This window comes from Mesorhizobium erdmanii USDA 3471 (assembly GCF_000472705.1).
Taxonomy (GTDB): Bacteria; Pseudomonadota; Alphaproteobacteria; order Rhizobiales; family Rhizobiaceae; genus Mesorhizobium; species Mesorhizobium erdmanii.
In genome coordinates this window covers 184,699-203,982 of record NZ_AXAE01000012.1, presented here as the reverse complement: position 1 = coordinate 203,982, position 19,284 = coordinate 184,699, and the positions used below count along the sequence as shown (strand labels likewise).

Annotated in this window: 24 protein-coding genes; 11 read left to right on the top strand and 13 right to left on the bottom strand. The window is 66.3% G+C overall.

Annotated elements, in window-relative coordinates:
* Window positions 1-102 precede the first annotated feature (102 nt).
* The gene (locus tag A3AU_RS0108360; protein ID WP_027052396.1) at window positions 103-375 is read left to right on the top strand and encodes a hypothetical protein; all 273 of its coding nucleotides are present in this window, start codon (window positions 103-105) and stop codon (window positions 373-375) included.
* Window positions 376-432: 57 nt separating this feature from the next.
* Here A3AU_RS0108360 and A3AU_RS1000000138865 read toward each other — a convergent pair whose 3' ends face one another.
* The 8 genes from A3AU_RS1000000138865 to A3AU_RS0108325 all read right to left on the bottom strand — a co-directional run bounded on the left by A3AU_RS1000000138865 (window position 433) and on the right by A3AU_RS0108325 (window position 4,998).
* Window positions 433-642 carry a hypothetical protein gene (locus A3AU_RS1000000138865; protein ID WP_154674550.1) on the bottom strand — a complete coding sequence of 70 codons (210 nt, stop codon included), beginning with the start codon at window positions 640-642 and terminating at the stop codon, window positions 433-435.
* A complete protein-coding gene (locus A3AU_RS0108355) occupies window positions 635-1,393 on the bottom strand; it encodes an ATP-binding cassette domain-containing protein (protein ID WP_027052395.1) in 759 nt (252 codons plus the stop codon). The genes A3AU_RS1000000138865 and A3AU_RS0108355 overlap by 8 nt, the downstream gene beginning before the upstream one ends.
* Window positions 1,386-2,483, bottom strand: a complete 1,098-nt coding sequence (locus tag A3AU_RS0108350; RefSeq protein WP_245235437.1) for a hypothetical protein — start codon at window positions 2,481-2,483, stop codon at window positions 1,386-1,388. The genes A3AU_RS0108355 and A3AU_RS0108350 overlap by 8 nt, the downstream gene beginning before the upstream one ends.
* A gap of 149 nt (window positions 2,484-2,632) precedes the next feature.
* Window positions 2,633-3,034, bottom strand: a complete 402-nt coding sequence (locus tag A3AU_RS0108345) for a periplasmic heavy metal sensor (RefSeq protein ID WP_027052393.1) — start codon at window positions 3,032-3,034, stop codon at window positions 2,633-2,635.
* Window positions 3,031-3,465, bottom strand: a complete 435-nt coding sequence (locus A3AU_RS0108340; RefSeq protein ID WP_027052392.1) for a hypothetical protein — start codon at window positions 3,463-3,465, stop codon at window positions 3,031-3,033. The genes A3AU_RS0108345 and A3AU_RS0108340 overlap by 4 nt, the downstream gene beginning before the upstream one ends.
* The gene (locus tag A3AU_RS0108335; RefSeq protein WP_027052391.1) at window positions 3,462-4,058 is read right to left on the bottom strand and encodes an RNA polymerase sigma factor; all 597 of its coding nucleotides are present in this window, start codon (window positions 4,056-4,058) and stop codon (window positions 3,462-3,464) included. The genes A3AU_RS0108340 and A3AU_RS0108335 overlap by 4 nt, the downstream gene beginning before the upstream one ends.
* Window positions 4,059-4,142: 84 nt before the next feature.
* Window positions 4,143-4,526 carry a hypothetical protein gene (locus A3AU_RS0108330; protein ID WP_027052390.1) on the bottom strand — a complete coding sequence of 128 codons (384 nt, stop codon included), beginning with the start codon at window positions 4,524-4,526 and terminating at the stop codon, window positions 4,143-4,145.
* Between the two features lie 37 nt (window positions 4,527-4,563).
* Entirely contained in the window at window positions 4,564-4,998 is a 435-nt protein-coding gene (locus tag A3AU_RS0108325) for an EF-hand domain-containing protein (RefSeq protein ID WP_027052389.1), read from the bottom strand.
* 244 nt (window positions 4,999-5,242) lie between these two features.
* Here A3AU_RS0108325 and A3AU_RS0108320 point away from each other — a divergent pair, with 244 nt between their 5' ends.
* Genes A3AU_RS0108320 through A3AU_RS0108310 form a run of 3 tightly spaced genes read left to right on the top strand, consistent with a single transcriptional unit; the run spans window position 5,243 to window position 6,626 of the window.
* On the top strand, window positions 5,243-5,668 hold the full coding sequence (locus A3AU_RS0108320; RefSeq protein ID WP_027052388.1) for an EF-hand domain-containing protein: 426 nt from the start codon (window positions 5,243-5,245) through the stop codon (window positions 5,666-5,668).
* Window positions 5,669-5,706: 38 nt separating this feature from the next.
* The gene (locus tag A3AU_RS0108315) at window positions 5,707-6,132 is read left to right on the top strand and encodes a BA14K family protein (protein ID WP_027052387.1); all 426 of its coding nucleotides are present in this window, start codon (window positions 5,707-5,709) and stop codon (window positions 6,130-6,132) included.
* A 53-nt stretch (window positions 6,133-6,185) separates the two neighbouring features.
* Window positions 6,186-6,626 carry a VOC family protein gene (locus A3AU_RS0108310; protein ID WP_027052386.1) on the top strand — a complete coding sequence of 147 codons (441 nt, stop codon included), beginning with the start codon at window positions 6,186-6,188 and terminating at the stop codon, window positions 6,624-6,626.
* Between the two features lie 111 nt (window positions 6,627-6,737).
* Here the strand turns inward: A3AU_RS0108310 and A3AU_RS0108305 are convergent, their stop codons facing one another.
* Entirely contained in the window at window positions 6,738-7,364 is a 627-nt protein-coding gene (locus A3AU_RS0108305) for a TetR/AcrR family transcriptional regulator (protein ID WP_027052385.1), read from the bottom strand.
* 287 nt (window positions 7,365-7,651) lie between these two features.
* Here A3AU_RS0108305 and A3AU_RS0108300 point away from each other — a divergent pair, with 287 nt between their 5' ends.
* The 6 genes from A3AU_RS0108300 (at window position 7,652) to A3AU_RS0108275 (ending at window position 15,344) form a co-directional block, all read left to right on the top strand.
* On the top strand, window positions 7,652-8,149 hold the full coding sequence (locus A3AU_RS0108300; protein ID WP_027052384.1) for a (2Fe-2S)-binding protein: 498 nt from the start codon (window positions 7,652-7,654) through the stop codon (window positions 8,147-8,149).
* Window positions 8,146-9,204 carry an FAD binding domain-containing protein gene (locus A3AU_RS0108295; RefSeq protein ID WP_027052383.1) on the top strand — a complete coding sequence of 353 codons (1,059 nt, stop codon included), beginning with the start codon at window positions 8,146-8,148 and terminating at the stop codon, window positions 9,202-9,204. The genes A3AU_RS0108300 and A3AU_RS0108295 overlap by 4 nt, the downstream gene beginning before the upstream one ends.
* Window positions 9,194-11,452: a xanthine dehydrogenase family protein molybdopterin-binding subunit gene (locus A3AU_RS0108290; protein WP_027052382.1), complete on the top strand. Its 2,259-nt coding sequence runs from the start codon at window positions 9,194-9,196 to the stop codon at window positions 11,450-11,452. Before A3AU_RS0108295 ends, A3AU_RS0108290 begins: the two co-directional genes overlap by 11 nt.
* Window positions 11,453-11,575: 123 nt before the next feature.
* Window positions 11,576-12,055 carry a (2Fe-2S)-binding protein gene (locus A3AU_RS0108285; RefSeq protein WP_027052381.1) on the top strand — a complete coding sequence of 160 codons (480 nt, stop codon included), beginning with the start codon at window positions 11,576-11,578 and terminating at the stop codon, window positions 12,053-12,055.
* A complete protein-coding gene (locus A3AU_RS0108280; RefSeq protein WP_027052380.1) occupies window positions 12,052-13,035 on the top strand; it encodes an FAD binding domain-containing protein in 984 nt (327 codons plus the stop codon). Before A3AU_RS0108285 ends, A3AU_RS0108280 begins: the two co-directional genes overlap by 4 nt.
* Window positions 13,032-15,344, top strand: a complete 2,313-nt coding sequence (locus tag A3AU_RS0108275) for a xanthine dehydrogenase family protein molybdopterin-binding subunit (RefSeq protein WP_027052379.1) — start codon at window positions 13,032-13,034, stop codon at window positions 15,342-15,344. Before A3AU_RS0108280 ends, A3AU_RS0108275 begins: the two co-directional genes overlap by 4 nt.
* 164 nt (window positions 15,345-15,508) lie before the next feature.
* Here A3AU_RS0108275 and A3AU_RS0108270 read toward each other — a convergent pair whose 3' ends face one another.
* Window positions 15,509-16,519 carry a zinc-dependent alcohol dehydrogenase family protein gene (locus tag A3AU_RS0108270; protein ID WP_027052378.1) on the bottom strand — a complete coding sequence of 337 codons (1,011 nt, stop codon included), beginning with the start codon at window positions 16,517-16,519 and terminating at the stop codon, window positions 15,509-15,511.
* 96 nt (window positions 16,520-16,615) lie between these two features.
* On the opposite strand from A3AU_RS0108270, the gene A3AU_RS0108265 reads away from it, so the two are divergent.
* Window positions 16,616-17,545 (top strand): LysR family transcriptional regulator, encoded by a 930-nt coding sequence (locus A3AU_RS0108265; protein WP_027052377.1) that lies wholly within the window; start codon window positions 16,616-16,618, stop codon window positions 17,543-17,545.
* Between the two features lie 83 nt (window positions 17,546-17,628).
* Here the strand turns inward: A3AU_RS0108265 and A3AU_RS0108260 are convergent, their stop codons facing one another.
* From A3AU_RS0108260 to A3AU_RS0108250, 3 genes are all read right to left on the bottom strand, one after another.
* A complete protein-coding gene (locus tag A3AU_RS0108260; protein WP_027052376.1) occupies window positions 17,629-17,937 on the bottom strand; it encodes a HigA family addiction module antitoxin in 309 nt (102 codons plus the stop codon).
* A 27-nt stretch (window positions 17,938-17,964) separates the two neighbouring features.
* Window positions 17,965-18,243, bottom strand: coding sequence for a type II toxin-antitoxin system RelE/ParE family toxin (locus tag A3AU_RS0108255; RefSeq protein ID WP_027052375.1), 279 nt, complete (start codon window positions 18,241-18,243; stop codon window positions 17,965-17,967).
* A gap of 121 nt (window positions 18,244-18,364) precedes the next feature.
* Window positions 18,365-19,246, bottom strand: coding sequence for an EamA family transporter (locus A3AU_RS0108250; RefSeq protein ID WP_032916996.1), 882 nt, complete (start codon window positions 19,244-19,246; stop codon window positions 18,365-18,367).
* Window positions 19,247-19,284: the final 38 nt, after the last annotated feature.

The window sequence follows — 19,284 nt, the reverse complement described above, 5'->3', positions numbered from 1 at the left end:
CTAATTGACAGCCCGCCGGAAACGGCGCTCACTGGCATGCACAGGTGGATCGCAGCATAAGGCGGGCGATATCGGCCGCCGGCGTCACCTTGGGAGGATGCCATGCCAACCGTAATCGGCCACCACAACATCACGAAAGACACCAAGCACTGGTTGAGTTCACCCAAGCGCAAGGAGCTTTTCGGCTCGCTGGGAATTACCAACATCCGCACCTTCGTCGATCCGCAGAACCCGAAGCGGGTGGCCGTGATGATGGACGTGCCGGACATGGATAAGATGGCCGCGCTCATGCAGAGCCAGAAAGCCGCCGACGCGATGTCGCATGATGGCGTGGTGCCGGAGTCGCTGGTCATCCTGGTGGAGAGCAAGGCGTAGTCGATTACCGCCCATGGGCGCGGGGTCTCTCCCGCACCCATGCCGCTTGACCCTACCTCAACTGAACTTCGGCTTGGCGCTGTTGCTGGCGTCGACGAGGTCGGCCGGCGGGCTCTTGTGGAACGGGCGGCCACACCGCGCTGACCGGCTTTTGCGGCTGAGATGTCGATCCCGGTCCTGTTTTCGAACCAGATCCGCGGCAGCGTGACGACGGCCGTCGCCAAACGGCTTCTTTTCACCGTTCAAGCGCAACGTGCGCTCATCCATCGGTCGCCTGCACCGTCAGGGCCCGCATGACTTCAGCTTCGAACGCGCCAGGCATCTGGCCCGCCTCGGCCAGGTGCCAAGGCTGCCAGTCGCGCGCAATGCGGCCATCGGCCAGGAGGACGGCGCGATTGCACAGGCCCGGTACGGATTCCACGACATGGGTCGAGATGATGACGGCATGGCGGCCACTCGAAGCCAGCGCCAGGATGATGCGCTTCACCTCGAAGGCGGCAAGCGGATCGAGGCCGTTCAAGGACTCGTCGAGGATAAGCAGCGGTGGCGCGCCGAGCAGCGCCGCGGCAATCGCGATCTTGGCCCGGGTGCCGAGTGAATAGTGGGCGATTGCCCGGTCGATCCACGGCTTGAGCCCGAGCCGTTCGGCGACATTCACGCCAGGCCAGTCGTCTTCGGCGCAGCCCCGGATCGAACCGACGAGTTGCAGATATTGCCGCCCGGTCAGTGCCACCGGCAGATCGGATGGATCGATGGCAAGGCCGAAGCCGAACTTGGCGCGCTCCGCCGCGCTGGCAAGATCGGCGCCGTTGACGTTCACGCTGCCGCTGAGCGGCGGTATCTGGCCCGTGATTGCCTTGAGCAAGGTGGACTTGCCTGAACCGTTCGCGCCGAGCAGGCCAAGGATGTCGCCCCGGTTGAGCGACAGATCGATACCGCTGACGACCGCGCGGCCCCCATAGCCGGCGCTGAGCCCACGAACCGCGAGTATCTCGGCAGGATGGACACTGCTATCCATGGCGATATCTCCGTTGCGCCCGGTACCACAAGAACAGGACAAGGGCAGCAAAGCCGATCACCACCGTGCGCCCATATTCGAGCGACTCGTAGCTGGTGTAGGCGATGGCGCCGAGAAAACTCAGCGCGGCGACGAACGGCGCGGTCATGAAATAGGCGGCGAACACCGCATAGGCGCCGTTCAGCACCATCAGCCAGAAGCCGCTGGCGAGCGGCATTGCCCAGGCCGATGGCTCCGCCGCCAAGGCAGCACCCGCCGGCAAGAGAAAGTAGGCGACCGACAATTGCAGCGGCAGCCGCGCCAAGCGCAACCAGGCCCTGGCAAAGCCGAGCGGAGCCGTGCGCAGCACCGGCGAACCGAGCGGATGGAAGCGCGCACTCAGCATGAAGACCAGAACGCCGCCGGTCAGGGCGACCATGGCCGCCGGCACCGCATCATGACGAACAAGACTGATGGAGGCGGCAACGACCGCCACCAAACCGAAAAGCATGGCTGCCCCCACAAGCCGCCATGAGAGTGTTACGCGGCCGGCGGGCAGACCCCAGGCCCAGCTGGAGAGCCACGCCGGCGCCGCACGATCGAAGGGGCCTAGCAAGGGCCGGTGCCCGCCTGGATCCCTCGCCAGTTCGGAATTGCCGATGCGGACGGGGTCGCGAGCGCTTCGCAGATGCAGCACGGCTGTCGCGCAGAAGCCGGCGCCAAACAGGATTGCGGCACCGAGGCCCCAGACAGGCGCCAGTGGCTTGGCGATGACGAAACAGCCAAAGCCTATCGTCGCCGCGACTAGGACGACAATCGGAATGCCCAGCGCACATGCCGCCACCGCCGCCATTCGCCGGCGTTGGACAAGCGAGAGCGGCAATGCCTTCAGGAACGGCGCGAAGGCGCGCGACAGGCAAAGCCTCGCGAGCAAGTTGCCAGCCAAGCCGCCAAGGCCAAGAAGCGCTCCCGGCAGGCCAAAGGTCCACAGCGGCCACGCGTGCCGCAGCGTGGCCGCCCCCGCCTGCAAGGCGACAACGATGTCGGCCACGGCGTAGGCAAAAAGGGCGCTGCCACCAAGCCCGATCCATGCCAGGTCGCGGCGACGCATCGAGCGCAAACCAGCCAACGGCTCGCGCCAAAGCAGGGTCAGAACAAGCCTTTCGTGCCGCATTGCTGCAACTTCGCGATCGGTTTCGCCAAAGGTCGGACATCGACATAGGTCGGCGACGATTGTGCCGCCAGTAGGGCCGTCGCGGCTCAACCTCCCACGGCGGGCTTGGCGTTGACATTCTTCAGCGCGGTCAGGAGATAGTCCTGCATGGTCGCCTGAAGGTTGGTGGTTGCGCTGCGCACGGTTCCCATCGCGTCCTTCACCGCCACTTCGTCAAAGGGTTTGGCTGTTTGTGCCGCCGCCAGATTGGCGCGCGCGCTGCGCAGGTCGCGCAGTGCCTGGAAGGTACGCGCGCGGTTGCCGCGCAGGACGTCGCGGAACTCCTTCCTCACCTCCGGCGGATAGCTGCTGGCAATCTCCGACAACAGCACACGCGCCGCCGCGCCTTGCCGCAAGCCATGCATGGCGTAACCGACCAGGAAGAAGTTGACGGCCAGCGAAAGGGCAAGCAGGCCCAACGTCGCGGCCAATATCCAGGAACGCTTCAAAGCGAGCCCTCCCCTTCCGGATCGGCCACGACACCGCCGGCATCGGCCAGCGATGAACCGGACGCCAGCGCCAGCAGTTCCGTATCGGCCGGATCGTCCTGCAGCCGCGCCACCTGGTAGCCCGCCAACGTCGCCGCCACGAGGGCCGCGGCGGTGCAGGCCGCGAGCCCGGCCGGGCTCAAGAGCGGACGCCACAGGAAGAACGGGCGCGCCGAGCCGGCGTCGATACGAGCCAGCACCTTGCGCGCCAGTGCGTGGTCATCCCCGTCGGCCTGCGCCGCCTCGAGCACGAGGCGATCGAGCGCGGCATCCGGATCGTCGTTCTGCTCCTGCGCCATCAGGGCCAGCGCCTGCTGGCGGAAAGGCGCCGGCCACGCCTCGACGGTATCGCCGAAGCGGCGCCTGCATCGTTCGAATTCGTCCCGTGTCATGAGGACTCCCTTCCGCGGCCCGCGGCCGCCATTGCCAAATGATCCCTGAGCGCGCGCCGTCCGCGGACAAGCAATTGCTCGGCCGAGCCGACGCTGCTGCCCATCACCTCGGCGATCGCCGCTATGTCGAGGTCGCCGACGGCCCTCAGCAGCACCGCCATGCGTTGCCGCTCCGGCAGACGTGACAGCCCATCGCGCACGATCGCGAGTTCCTGCCGCGCAGCGGTCGTCGCTTCGGCATCCGCCTCCGGCGAAGCGACCTCGTCCCTTATGTCGTCCAGCCCGATGAACCCGCGTAGCGCCCTGCGTCGACGCTGGTCGATGCAACGGTTGGCGGTGATCCGGTAGAGCCAGGTCGAAGCCCGCCCCTTGGCAGGATCGAAGCGCGCGGCCTGTTTCCAGACGGTCACGAACACCTCCTGCACCACATCCTCGGCATCGCCTGCATTGCCGAGATAACGCGCCGCGAACATTCGCAACCCGCGGCCATGGCGGGCGATGAGCTCGGACAGCGCGCTTTGGCTACCCGCGGCGATGCGCGCCAGAAGGTCGTCATCGACTCGGGGCTGGTCAATCGACACGGCGGCGCGCACCCAAGGGCGAGACTGCCGGCGTTACGAATCCGATCCGGGGCGGCACAGAAACGAAGTTCGGGTTCAAATCCATCGCACCAGATTTCAGCGCCGCCAGCGGCGGAAGCCATGGACCGTGTTGCCGTTCGGGCCGGTGAAGCTGCCGGCCGAGCGGCCCCCGAACGGCCCGCGCGCCGACACCCGCTTGCCGGAGAAGGACTGCCCGTTCGGCCCGGTGCCAGAATAGCTTCTGGCACAGCGGTCAACAACGCCTCCCAGGCATTTGGAACTGGACGTGTAGGTGCCGCCATTCGGACCGGTGCGGATGGTCGAGCCTGTATAGACATCGCCGTCCTTGCCGACGCTGCGGCTGATCTCGCCGCCATGCACGGTCGGACGCTGCCACTCCTCGGCCGAGGCCGGCGAAACGGCCCACCAGGCAAGCATCGTGCCGACGCACAGACCCGGGATTTTTACTGAAGACAACATGTCGTACTCCTTGTTTTGTAAAGGGAATGATTGCGGGTCAGTTGGCACGCTCGGCTAGCAGCTTGCGGACGGTCGCGATCTCGTCCGCCGAAAGCTTGCCATCGCCGTTGCGATCAACGAGGTCGAACAACGGCATGCTGCTGGCGAATTCCTGTTCTGACACCTTGCCGTCGCCATTGGCGTCCATGCGCCGCCAGCGGTTGGCGAGCCGCGCCTGTGCTACCTCGGCACGGTCCTCGATCGCCTGACGGGCACTTTCGATTTCCTTCTCGTCGATGACGCCGTCGCCGTTGCGGTCGAGTCGCTTGAACAGGCGCTCGCGGGCAGCCGCCATCTCGTCCTTGGAGATGGCACCGTCGCCATTGGTGTCGATGCGTTGCAGGATGCGCTGGCCTGGCATGTCCTGTGCCTGCGCCGCGCCGAGCGGTGTAAGCCCCATGAGCAGAGCCGCAATGAGTGCTGAGCGTTTCATGATGATGATCCTTTCGTGGTCAGGTCGGGGACGACTGCTGACCGATACGCAGCACGAGGCCGGACCCTACGCTCGACGCGGAAGATTCTTGCCGAATCAGAATCGCCAGCGGCAGGGATCGGCCATAGCGCCGGCGGCGCCACGAAAAATCGACGCACACCGCGTAGGAGCGCGGACGGCGCTGCGTAGAAGGCTCTGCTAGGACGGTCCGCGGCGGACCATCCGATTCAATGCGGAGACCAGCATGAACAAGATCGTCATCGCCTTTGCCGGCCTGCTGCTCGGCGCGGGCAGCGCCTGTGCGGCGCAAGGCAGCGGCGCCAGGGAACTCTTCCGGCGCATCGACACCAACGGCGACCGCAAGCTCGAATTCAGTGAGATCCGGGCCGCGCGGGCTGTCATGTTCGACCGGATGGATGCCAACCACAATGGCCTGCTCGACGCGGACGAAGTGCGCGCGGCCGTGGAACAGGTCAAGGCGAAGCCCGACTTCCAGGCGGCGCAATTCTCCGGTTTCCAGGCCGAGGCCGGCCGCATCGACCGCAACGGCGACGGCAAGATTTCGCGCGACGAGTTTGCCGCCTTCATTCCCGACCGGCTGCTGCAGGCGGACACGAACGGCGATGGCGCGCTGTCGATCTCCGAACTGCGGGCGCTCCGCCGTCAATAATCCCCAGACCCTTCGACCCCATCCACAGGAGTGAAAAGATGAAACGGACAATCAAGGTATTTTGCGGTTTGATGGTTGGAGCTACGGTGCTGGCCTCGCCGGCCCAGGCCCTGCCGGTCGTGCCGGCCTCCGCCCCGGCATCGGTCACCACCGCGCCGACGCCCGTCTGGTTTCGGCGCGGCTTCTACGTCGTCGGCGGCGGCTATTACTATAACGGCTATCGCGGCTACGTCGGTGTGCGGCCAGGCTACCGGTATTACAACGGTTACTGGTTCCCCGCCGCCGCCTTTGCCGCCGGTGTCGCGGCCGGAACCGTCGCGCCATTGCCGCCGGCTTCCGCCTTCCGTCTGGAAGCGGCGCATGTACGCTGGTGCTATGGGCGCTACGTTTCCTACCGTGCCTGGGACAACAGCTACCAGCCCTATAACGGGCCTCGCCAGCAGTGCTGGTCGCCTTACAGTTGAGGCGGAAGAATCCGTCCTGGATCGCCCCTGCGCGGAACACCATGGAGAATGAGATGATCGCCAATCGCTCGATGCCCCCGGGCGCGGTCATACCCGTGCTGTCCTACCCCGATGTCGAGGCCGCCAGCCGCTGGCTGTGCCAGGTGCTCGGGTTCGAACCGCGACTGATCATCGCCAACCACCGCCACCAACTCGGCTTCGGCGACGGAGCGGTGGTCGTCACCGGATCGAAGCCCGGCGAACCGATGCCGGAGCAGTCCGGCGCGCCGTTCGCGGTGATGGTGCGTGTCGACGATGTCGATGCCCATCACAAACGAGCCGCCCGCTACGGTGCCGTGATCCTGAGCCCGCCGGCCAGCTTTCCCTATGGCGAGCGCCAGTATTCGTGTCGCGACTTCGCCGGCCACCACTGGACGTTCTCACAGTCGATCGCCGACGTCGCGCCCGAGGACTGGGGTGGCGTCGCGATCGGCAATCGAGCAGTCTCGGGATAGGCGTCGGTCCCAATCAGGTTGCAAGCGCGACGTGCGGGCTCGCCCTGCCATGGCTAGCGGGTGCACCTTTATGTAAGGTTTTCGCCTGGCTGGCGATCGTGGCCGGGATCATCAGGCCTTGGCGGATTTCCCTGCTCCGAACCGCAACCCGTCCATCAACAACTTGACCAAGCGCCGCGAACGGTCGCGCCACTCCGGCGTGTCGGGCGCCGAATAGATGCCGGACAGCGCGTGCAACACATCGGAGGCGTCGACGTCGCCGCGGATGGTGCCGTCGGCCACCGCCGCCTCGACCAGTTGCCGCAACGCCTGCGACACCCTGCCCGACGTGTCGGAAAACAGCGTCGAATTGGTTGATATGAGGATGCGCAGGCTGGTCGCCAGGCCGCGCTTGGTGGCGATGTAGTCGACGAAGCGCCGCATCCATTCTTCCAGCGCGACATCCGAGGCATGCTTTTTGCCGAGTTCGCCGGCGGCGGCGCACAGCGCCTCCGCCTCGCGGCGGTAGACCACCTCGACCAGGTGTTCGCGTGTCGGGAAATGCCGGTAGAGCGTGCCGATGCCGACGCCGGCGCGGCGCGCGATCTCCTCAAGCGACGCATCTATGCCGCGCTCGGCGAACACCGCCGCCGCCACCTCGACCAGCCGGTCGCGGTTGCGACGCGCGTCGGCGCGCAGCGGCTTTTCCACTGCGGCGTTCTCTGCGGCGATACCGGCTGCGGCCAATTTTTTCTCCACGAACGAAATATGGGGGCTTGAACCCGGCCGGGCCAGCTCCCAACTAATAAACGGAGGCGCCTCCGCTTTAGTGGAGTGCCTTTATCATATAAGAAGGGGAACGGGTATGTCACGTCTTTCGAACCTGCAAGCCGACATCTCCCCTGCCCGCCTGCCTCTCGGGAAATCCGCCGTCACCTCCACTTCAGCCAACACCTGACCAGAAGGTCACCTTGCCCTTCTCCGGCAAGGCACCAATTCATTCCCATACGCCCCATCCGCGTCAAGCAAACTGGAGCCAGACGCCCATGACCAGCCTTCCCATCACGCTCACCATCAACGGCCATAGACACGAATTGGAGGTCGATCCACGCGTCACCTTGCTGGACCTCTTGCGCGAGCGGCTTGATCTCACCGGCACCAAGAAGGGCTGCGACCGCGGCCAGTGCGGCGCTTGCACGGTGCTGGTCGACGGCAAACGCATCAACTCCTGCCTGGCGCTGGCGGTCAGCCATGATGGCGCCGATGTCATGACCATCGAAGGCGTCGCCAACGGCGAAGAACTGCATCCGGTGCAGGCCGCCTTCATCGCCCATGACGGCTTCCAATGCGGTTTCTGCACGCCCGGCCAGATCATGAGCACCCTCGGCCTGATCGCCGAGGGACAGGCCGGCGACGATCCCGAACGCATCCGCGAGGGGCTGAGCGGCAACATATGCCGCTGCGCCGCCTATGGCGGCATCGTCGAGGCCGTCCTGGAAGCCCAGGAGCAACTTGCCAAAGCCGATCGGAGGACCGCGGCATGAGAGACTTCGATTACATCAGGCCCGCCTCCATCCCCGACGCCATCGCGGCGGCGGCCGAGCCCGGTTCGGCCTATCTCGCCGGCGGCACCAATCTGCTCGACCTGATGAAGGGCGGCGTCACCAGCCCCCAGCGCATCGTCGACATCTCACGGCTGCCGGAACTCAACCGCATCGAAAGGCTGGAGGATGGCGGCCTGCGCATTGGCGCGCTGGTCCGCAACGCCGATCTCGCCCATGACGCGGCATTCGCCAAGGCCTATCCGATGGTGGCGGAAGCGCTGCTGTCGGGTGCCTCCGCGCAGCTTCGCAACGCTGCCACCGTCGGCGGCAACCTGTTGCAGCGCACGCGCTGCAGCTATTTCTACGACACCGCCAGCGCCTGCAACAAGCGTGTATCAGGCGCCGGTTGCGCGGCACTTGGGGGCGAGAACCGCTTGCACGCCGTGCTTGGCTGGAGCGATGCCTGCATTGCCACCCATCCATCGGACTTCTGCGTGCCGCTGGTGGCGCTTGACGCCGTCGTCGAGATCGAGGGCAAGCAGGGTCGGCGCCACGTCACGCTGGCGGAATTCCACCTGCTTCCCGGCGAAACGCCGCAGCGGGAGAATGCGCTTGAGCCCGGCGATCTGATCGTCGCCGTGCGCCTGCCCGCGGAGGCCGCCTCCTTCGCCGCCAATGCCCGCTACCTGAAAGTCCGCGAACGCACCTCCTACGCTTTCGCCCTCGTCTCGGCCGCCGCGGCACTTGTCGTCGATGGCGGCAAGATCCGCGCCGCAAGGCTGGCTCTGGGCGGCGTCGCGGCCAAGCCGTGGCGGGCGCGCGCCGCGGAAGCCATGCTGCTTGGTGCCGACGCCAATGAAGCGACCTTCGCCAGCGCGGCCGATGCCGCTTTGGCCGACGCCAGCCCTTCCGGCGACAATGCGTTCAAGATCGAACTTGCACGCCGCATCGTGGTCAGGGCGCTGACATCCGCGCAGGCGGGAACGCCCGAGCGGCTGCCAGCCCTGCCCGCCTCCCCGTTCTCAAACATTCCCGGAGCGCGCCATGACGCTTGAACTCGGCCTCAACCAGCAACCCGCCCATCTCAGGCAGGGCTCCAGCATCGGCCAGCCGCTGACCCGTCGCGATGGCTTTCTCAAGGTCACCGGGGCGGCGCGCTACGCGGCCGACAACCATCCCCCGGGCATGCTCTATGCCGTTCTGGCCGTCAGCAGCATCGCGCGCGGCCGCGTTGCCTCGCTGGATATCGAGGCAGCCAAGGCGCACAAGGGCGTGGTCGAGGTGATGACGCCCAGGAACCGGCCAGCGCTCGCGATGGATCCGGATGCCAAGGACCATCCCTTCATGTTCCGGCTCGATCTGTTGCAGAACGATGAGGTTCGCTACCCCAACCAGAGCATCGCGGTGGTGATCGCCGAAACGCTGGAAGCGGCGACCGAGGGTGCGGTGCTGCTGTCGCCGCGCTATGAAGAATTGCCGGCACGCGTCGGATTGGACGACGCCGAAAGCTTCGTGCCGCGCGGTGTCGGCGTCGGCAATCCGGCGGTGCAGCACAAGGGCGATGTCGAGGCCGGCCTCAAATCGGCAAGGACACGGATCGAGGCTACCTACGAGACGCCGGCCCAGTACCACAACGCCATGGAGCCGCATGCCATTGTCGCCGCTTGGGATGGCGACAGACTGTCGATCGACACGCCAAGCCAGGGCCTTGCCATGGCGCAGGGCCGCATAGCCGGCCTGTTCGGCATCGCCCCGCAAAACATCCACATCCGCAGCCCCTTCCTCGGCGGCGGCTTCGGCTCGAAAGGCATGATTTCGGGGCCGCAGGTGCTGGGCGTCCTGGCGGCGCGCCTCGTTGGTCGCCCAGTAAAGCTGGTGCTGCGGCGCGAGCAGATGTACGGCCCGGTCGGTCATCGCGCGCCGACGCGCCAGACCTTGCGCATGGGCATGGATGGCCAGGGGCGGCTGACCGCCATCGACCACCACGCCAAGACCGCGTCGAGCACCTTCGACGACTTCTTCGAACCGGCGGCCGACGCCTCGCACACGCTCTATGCCAGCCCGGCCATCGCCACCTCGCACGAGGCGGTGCGGCTCGACACCGGCACGCCTCTGTTCATGCGCGCGCCCGGCGAAGCCACCGGTTCGATCGCGCTGGAAAGCGCCATCGACGAGGCGGCTCACGCCTGCGGCATGGACCCGCTGGAATTCAGGCTGCGCAACTATGCCGAGGTCGAGCCGATGACCGGCAAGCCGTTTTCCTCCAAGGCGCTGCGCGAGTGCTACAGTCAGGCGGCGAAGGCGTTCGGCTGGGCGAGCCGCCCGCTTCAGCCTCGGTTGATGCGCGACGCCGACGGTTTCCTCACCGGCTGGGGCGTGGGCACGGCGACATTCCCGGCCCTCATGTTCCAGGCCGAAGCGCGTGCTGTACTGAGGGCCGATGGCAGCGGCCTGATGGAGACCGGCGCCCAGGATATGGGGCAAGGCGCCTGGACCGCCTTTGCCCAGATCGCCGCCGACGGGCTTGGGCTCGACATCGATCAGGTCGACTTCAGGGCCGGCAGCTCCGACCTGCCCAATGCGGGTATTGCCGGCGGCTCCGGCCACACGGCGACGGCCGGCATGGCGATCCACAATGCGGGTGCCGCCGTCGTCGCCAAGCTTGCCGACCTTGCCACCGAGAACAAGGCCTCGCCATTGTTCGGCGCCGGCAATGAGGGCGTGGTGGCGCGCGGCGGCCGGCTGTATCGCCGCGACGATGAGAACCGGAGCGAAAGCTATGCCGAGATCCTGACCCGCGCCGGTCTCACCGAGGTCGAAGGCCGTGGCAAGGGCGCTCCGGATCCCGCGTCCCAGGAGACCTATGCCAAGCACGCGCATGGCGCCGTCTTCGCCGAGGTGAAGGTCGATCCCGATTTCGGGCAGATCCGCGTCACCAGGATGGTCGGCGCCTTCGCCGCCGGCCGGGTCATCAACCCCAGGCTGGTTCGGAGCCAGTATTATGGCGGCATGATCTGGGGCGTCTCCTTCGCGCTGCATGAGGAAGCCGTCACCGACCGGCGCTCGGGCCGGATCCAGAACGCCAACCTCGCCGAATACCATGTCCCGGTAAATGCCGACGTGCCGTCGGTGGAGGCGCTTCTGGTCCATGAGGACGACCCTCACATCAACGCGCTCGGCATCAAGGGCGTCGGCGAAATCGGCGTCACCGGCACGGCCGGCGCGGTCGCCAACGCCGTCTGGCATGCAACCGGCGTGCGGCCTCGCCGCTTTCCGATCCGCATCGAGGACCTGCTGGCCTGAGGGAGACTGCGTAACAGACGGAAAGCCGGGCGCCTGGCTTTCCAACGAGACGGACAGGCGGGCCCTCGCCTGTCCGACATGAAATCAATCCCATCAGCGTCAAGCAGCTGGAGCCCGACGCCCATGACGAAAACAACAATCCCCGTTCATCTCGACATCAACGGCCACCATCACGAATTGCAGCTCGAGCCGCGCGTGACGCTGCTCGATGCCTTGCGCGAGCGGCTCGGCCTGACCGGCACCAAGAAAGGCTGCGACCATGGCCAGTGCGGCGCCTGCACCGTGCATATCGACGGCGAGCGCGTGCTGGCCTGTCTGACGCTGGCGGCACAAGCCGAGGGCCGCGCCATCACCACCATAGAGGGGCTGGCACGGGAGGGCGAACTGCATCCCGTGCAGGCTGCCTTCCTCGAGCAGGACGCCTTCCAGTGCGGCTATTGCACATCAGGCCAGATCATGTCGGCGGTGGCCTGCATCCGCGAGGGCCATGCCGGCTCGGATGAAGAGATCCGCGAATACATGGCCGGCAACCTCTGCCGCTGCGGCGCCTACCCGCACATCGTCGCCGCCGTGCGCCAGGCAGCCCAGGAGTTCGCAGCATGAGGGACTTTTCATACCTACGCGCCGGCTCGATCGACACCGCGCGCCAGGCGGCGGCCCTGCCCGGCGCAATGCTCTTGGCCGGCGGCACGACGCTGATCGACCTTGCCAAATGCGGCGTCGCCCAGCCCGACACATTGGTCGACATCACTCACCTCAAGGGGCTAGACCGGATCGAAATCGGTGAGCACGGCGCCACCATCGGCGCGCTCGCGAAGATGAGCCATGTCGCCGACCACGCCGACATCAAGAGCCGCTTGCCCGCGATCTCCGAGGCGCTATGGCAGGCAGCCTCGGCGCAGATCCGCAACATGGCGACCATCGGCGGCAATCTGATGCAGCGCACGCGCTGCCCCTATTTCCGCGATCCGGCGAATTTTTCCGCCTGCAACAAGCGCCAACCCGGCTCCGGCTGTTCGGCCATCGGCGGCGTCACCAGGGGCCATGCGGTGCTCGGCACCAGCGACGCTTGCATCGCCATGTATCCCGGAGACCTCGCCACGGCACTCGTCGCCTTCGACGCGGCGATGCATCTGGGTGAGCGCAAGCTTCTGGTGGACGACTTCTTCCTGCTCCCCGGCAGCACGCCCGACAAGGAGCATGCGATCGAACCCGGCGAGATGATCACCGCCATCGAAATCCCCGGATCCGCCGCCGCCCGCCGCTCGACCTACCTCAAGATCCGCGATCGGCAATCCTATGAATTCGCCGCCGCAAGCGCCGCCGTCGGGCTGGAACTGGAAGCCGATGGCCGCACCATCCGCGACCTGCGCGTCGCGCTCGGCGGCGTCGCGACAAAACCGTGGCGGGCCCGTGCCGTCGAAGACGCTCTGAAGGGCAAGGTGCTGGAGCCGGAAGCCGTCCGCGCCGCCAGCCAGCTCTCCGTCGAAGGCGCCGTCGACCACGGTGCCAACCACTACAAGATCGAGCTCGCGCCGCGCGTCGTCGCCAGGGCCATCCTCAAATTGGGAGAGACGGCATGACCGTTCACAACATCAGAGTTGGTCAATCAAAACGGGGCGACGCCTCCGACGGCACGCTGGCGGAAGCCATCGGCGGCCGGCTGTCGCGCGTCGACGGCCCGGCCAAGATCACCGGTGCGGCCAAATACGCCGTCGAACAGCAGCTCGAAGGCCTCGTCCATGCCGTGCTGGTCGAAAGCACGATCGCATCCGGCAAGGTGCGCGTCATCGACGCCGCTGCCGCTGAAGCAGCGCCCGGCGTGCTGCAAGTGCTGACGCCGGACACCATCATCAGCCTGAAAACCGCGGCGGACTGGTTCGGCACGCCGCCGCCCGACAAGCCCTACTGCCCGCTGGCGCGCGACATCACCTTCTCGGGCCAGCATGTCGCCGCTGTCGTGGCCGAGACCTTCGAGCAGGCGGTCGCCGCGGCGGCCCTGGTCAAGGTCAGCTATGACGAGACGCCTTCCATCGTCGACCTCAGCGACGGCAAGGCCGGCGACGGCATTCCGATCGATGCCATGACCAAGGAATGGGGCGATGCCTCGACCGCCTTCGCCTCGGCGCCGGTGCGCATCTGCGCCGCCTACAACACGCCGCGCGAATACCAGGCGCCGATGGAGCCGCATGGCCTGGTCGCGCGTTGGGAAGGCGACCATCTCACCGTCTGGGAGCCGAGCCAGTGGCTGGACGGCATGGCCCGCACCTATGCCGAATGGTTCGGCATACCGTTCGGGAATGTGCGGCTGGTCTCGCCCTATATTGGCGGCGGCTTCGGTTCCAAGGCGCTGGCGCTGAGCCATGGCGCGGTTGCCGCGTGTGCCGCCAGAATGCTTAGACGGCCGGTGAAGCTGGTGATGACGCGGCCGCAGACCTTTACCGGCTATGGCGGCCGTGCCGCGACCCGGCAGACGGTCACCATCGGCGCCGACCGTGACGGCGTGATCCAGTCGATCGTGCATCGCGGCGTCAACGAGACGTCCATGGACGGTATGTGGGTAGAGCCGCTGGGCTCGGTCACCTCGATCATGTACGCGACGCCGAATTTCTCCTCGAAACAGAATGTCGTGCGGGTCAATTCCGTGGTGCCGGGCGCCATGCGCGCGCCGGGCGAAAACCCTTCGGCCTTCGGCATCGAGAGCGCCATCGACGAGCTCGCCTACGAGGTCGGTATTGATCCGCTGGAGATACGGTTGCGCAACTACGCCGAACAGGATCCGCACGCCAAAAAAGCCTGGTCGACCCGGCAGTTGCGCGAGGCTTTTGCAGCAGGCGCGGAGCGCTTCGGCTGGGCCAGGCGCTCGCCAGAACCGCGCTCGATGCGCGACGGCAACCAGTTGATCGGCTGGGGCGTGGCCGCCGGCACCTATCCGGTGCGGCGCGCCTATGGCGAGGCGGTTGTCCGCATCCTTGCTGACGGCTCCGTCGAGGTCGAAAGCTCCTCGATCGACATGGGCCAGGGCACCTACACCATCCTGGCGCAGACCGCCGCCGAGACGGTCGGCGTGCCGGCCGACAATGTCGTGGTGAAACTCGGCGATTCCCGCTTTCCCCGCGCCGGCGTCACTGGCGGTTCGCGGCTGGCCGGCGTCATGACCGGTGCGGTCTACAAGGCCGCGACATCGGCACTCGACCAGTTGGTGGGTCTGGCGATCAGCGATCCGCGCTCGCCCTTCCATGCGCTGCAGGCCAATACGCTGGTCGTCGCCAACGGCCGCATCGCTTCGCCGCGCGGCGACGGCCCCGATGTCTCGATCGCCGAACTGCTCAACAGCGTCGGCCGCGACCATATCGAAGCAAAAGGCGACACCATGCCGGCCAATTCGACGGCCGAGGACCGCTACAAGAACTACACCACCATCGCCATGTCGGTGCCGCACACCGAGGGCGACTATTCCCGCCACTCCTGGTGCGCGCATTTCATCGAGGTGCGCGTCGACGAGGATTTCGGCACGGTGCGTGTGTCGCGCGTGGTGTCGGCGCTGGATTCCGGCCGGCTCTACAACCCCAAACTCGCCGAGAGCCAGTGGAAGGGCGGCATCATCATGGGCATCGGCCAGGCGCTGCTGGAAGAAGGCATCGTCGACCGCCGCCACGGCCGCATCGTCAACGACAACCTCGCCGATTACCTCGTGCCGACCAATGCCGACATTCCCGACATCGAGGTGATCTCGGTCGGGATACCCGACCTGCACGCCTCGGTACTCGGCGGCAAGGGCGTCGGCGAACTCGCCATCGTCGGCATCGCGCCGGCGATCGCCAACGCGGTGTTCCACGCGACAGGCAAGCGGATCAGGGACCTGCCGATCACACTGGAGAAGCTGATCTGAGCGCGAATCTCCCCCCTTGAGGGGGAGATGTCGCCGAAGGCGACAGATGGGGTCGTCTCGCGTGAAGTGCCAACTTCCGACCGTCGCAAGGAAGCCGCGCCCAGTCGAACCGACCCCCTCTGGCCTGCCGGCCATCTCCCCCTCGAGGGGGGAGATCAGTTTCCTCACCACTCCAATGCGAACGCCAGCTTGCCGAAATGCAGGCCGCCGGCGGCCATGTGGGCATAGGCTTCGGCCGCCTCACCAGGTGAAAACACCTTGTCGACGACCGGCTCGATCCTCGCTGCGCCGATGGCGCGGGCGGCGTCGCGAAGGTCGGATACCGACCCGGTGTTGTTGCCGATCACTTTCAGCGCCTTGATGATGATCGGCAGCAGGTTGACCGTGACCTCGGCGCCCGTGACGAAGCCGATGGTGAACAGCGTGCCGCCGGGCGCGGTAGCGTTGACGGCGCGGGTGAAGGTGGCGGTGCCGCCGGTCTCGACGACGAGGTTGGCTCCGAGCCCATCGGTCAACTCCAGCACCTTGCCGTCCCAGTCCGATGTCGCCCGGTAGTTGATGAGATGGTCGGCGCCGAGTGCCTTCGCCCGCTCCAGTTTCTCGTCCGAGGACGAGGTGATGATGACGGTGGCGCCGGCGGCCTTGGCAAGCTGCAGGGTGAGGATCGAGACGCCGCCGGTGCCAAGCAGCACGACGACCGAGCCCGGCCCGACATTGGCGGCGCGGATGGCGTTCCATGCGGTGGTGCCGGCAATCGGCAGCGCCGATGCCGCCTCGAAGGAAAGATGCGCCGGCACCGGCACGAGCGAATTGGCCGGCAGCGCGACATATTCGGCCAGCGACCCCGGCAGCGAGACGCCGCGCATCTGCGTCATCTCGTAAGGTCGCGGCGGGCCGCCGATCCAGCGTGGCTTGGCATGGACGACGACGCGATCGCCGATGCTGAATCTCGTGACGTCCTCACCCAGCGCGACGATCTCGCCGGCACCGTCGGCGACGGGGATCAGCGGAAAGCTCGGTCCCGGATAATTGCCGCTCGCCACCGCGACATCGACGAAATTGAGGCTCGCCGCCCGCTGGCGGATCAGCACTTCGCCGCGCTGCGGTTCGGGCGTTGCAACGGTGGCGGCGCGGAAGGCGTCCAGCCTGGCCTGGCTGAGTTCGATGGCTTTCATGGTTCACTCTGTTGCGACGATTGATGGGTTGAGTGAACCTAGTTGCTGCGTTATCTAATGATAATCATGAGCTTCCACATTTGAGTATTGCAAATCATGCAGCAATCCCATGAGCCGGCGGCCCTTGCCGAAATGACGGCCTTCGCGGCCATTGCCGAGGCCCGCTCCTTCACCCGGGCGGCGGCGCGCATCGGGCGCGATGCGACCATCCTGTCGCGGCGCCTGCAATCGCTGGAGGAGCGGCTGGGGGTAAGGTTGCTCTCCCGCACGACGCGCAGCGTGTCGCTGACCGAGGCGGGCACCGAATTCCTGGTGCACGTGCGCGCCATCCTCGCTTCCGTCGACGAGGCCGAGGCCGCCGCGTCGGCGCATGCCGGCGGCGGCCCGCGCGGCCTGCTGAGGCTGGCGCTGCCCGGCACGTTCGGGCGCATGTGGATCGGGCCGCTGCTGCCTCAATTCCTTGCCGAATTTCCCGATGTCCGCATCGAGGCCGAATTCTCCAACCGCTTCGCCGATCTGGTCGCCGAGAATTTCGACATCGCCGTGCGGCTCGGCGCGCTGGAGGATTCACGCCTGGTCGCCCGCAAGGTGGCGACGCGGCGCCGGCTGCTCTGCGCGGCGCCCTCCTATCTCGCCCGAAGAGGCAGGCCGGACACACCGCAGGCGTTGCTTAGACATTCCTGCCTGGGCTTCAGCGGTTTTCAGACCTTTCCGGCCTGGGAGATGACCGACCGCGAGGGCCGGCGCGCGCGCGTCGAGGTTTCCGGCCCGTTGGTCAGCGACGATGCCGAGGTGCTGGTCGAGGCCGCCGTGCAAGGCGTCGGCCTGATGATGAGCACCGACTGGCTGGTCGGCCGCGAACTCGCCGACGGACGGCTGGTGCCTGTGCTGGAGGAATGGACGCTGGCCGACGAAGGCGCGGTCTATGTCGTCATGCCCTCGGCCAAGGGACAAGCCGCCAAGACCCGCGCCTTCGCCGACTGGATCGGCAAGCGCTTCGCGCCGGTGCCGCCGTGGAGGGGGTGAAGGCTTCAACGCCATTACTTCGACGAGCCCGCCGGAATGGTGGGCTCGTCTGAATCGAGCCCAGTTTCGACAGCACCCGGCCTTCAGGCCGCTCTCAACGTCGGAATCGCGCTGACATCGACTTCTCGTTCCGCATGCCATGCATCATATGCGGCCTGCATGCGAAGCCAGATCGCGGCACCGTCGCCGAACATCTTGCCAAGGCGTGCAGCGACAGCGGGAGAAACGGGCTTCTTCTCACGGATGATGTCATAAAGCTGCTGCCGGGAAATCCCAAGCAGGGTCGCAATCTCCACCTTTGTCTTTCCGGTTGCCGGGATGATATCTTCAAGCAGCGCTCCGGGGTGGGACGGGCAGCGCTCAATCGGACGCGTCGGCTCGTGCTCGCTCATAAATCGATCTTCTCCAATCTGGCCGCATCAATGATATTGCTCGAAGTCGATGCGGGCGGCGTCTTTGCCATTGAACTCGAATGTAATGCACCACGGTCCGTTGACATGCACCGTGTACCGGGTCGGATCGAAGCCCTTCAAAGCATGGAAGTCGAACCCGGGCAGGTTCATGTCTTCCGGCTTTTCAGAAACCTCAAGCCGGTCAAGTCGAACAAGGATGCGCTTTTGCATCTTGGCATCAATCTTGGCGGTTCTTCCGGCTTGGAAAAGGTCCGCCAGCGCCTTTGATTTGAACGACTTTATCATGCTCCAATGTAAGCAAATTGCTTACGGAAGTCAACAACTGCGTAAGCAAAAAGCATACACGCCGTCACAACGTCTTCGAACTGCCGCGGCGGGGCACATTGAATTGAAATATCCGCGCCCCCTACTCCGGCGACGGCACCGGCGGCTTCGAGGTCAGCGCGGTGCCGGCCGCGGCCACGATAACGGCAACGACGCCAGCCAACTGCGGCATGGTCAGTTTTTCATGCAGGAACAAAAACCCGGCCAGCGCGCCGAGCCCCGGCTCCAGGCAGGTCACCGTGCCGTAGATGCGGGCCGGCATGCGGGTCAGCGCCACCATTTCGAGGAAGAACGGCAGCGCGCTCGAAAACAGGCCGACGAGCAGCGCGCTGACCAGGATCGACGGCGCGAGCAGGCCGGTCCCAGCCTCGGCGATGCCGAAGGGCAGTACCAGCACGGCGGCGATCGCCATGCCATAGGCGGTGGTGCGGGTGCCGAGCTCCGCGCCCGCCTTCTGCGCCAGCACGATGTAGAGCGCCCAGAAGCCACCGGCCGCCAGCGCCAGCATAACCCCTGTCGGATCGAGCGGCTGCAGCGACTGGATGAAGGGCGACAACAGGATGATGCCGGCGACCGCAAGCGCGATCCAGGCAAAATCGCCGGCGCGCCGCGAGGTCAGCGTCGCCACCAGCAGCGGCCCGGAAAATTCGAGCGCCACCGCGACGCCGAGCGGGATCCTGGCAAGGGCCGCGTAGAACAGAAGGTTGAGGGCGCAGAGCGTCACGCCATAGGCAACCAGCCAAGGCAGCGTGGCGCGCGTCGGCCGCATTTGCCAGGGCCGCAGCACCGCGATCAGCATCAGCGCGCCGATGACCAGCCTGAGCGTCGTCGTGCCTTGCGCGCCGATCACCGGAAACAGCGTCTTGGCAAAGGTGGCGCCGATCTGGATAGACACCATGGCCCCCATCAGCGCCGCCACGGGCAAGGGCGCTGCTTCGCGGCCGGCAACCGGCATTGATGTCAACTGGTTCTTCCTCCATGCCGCGCAATGTGCGACCGCGT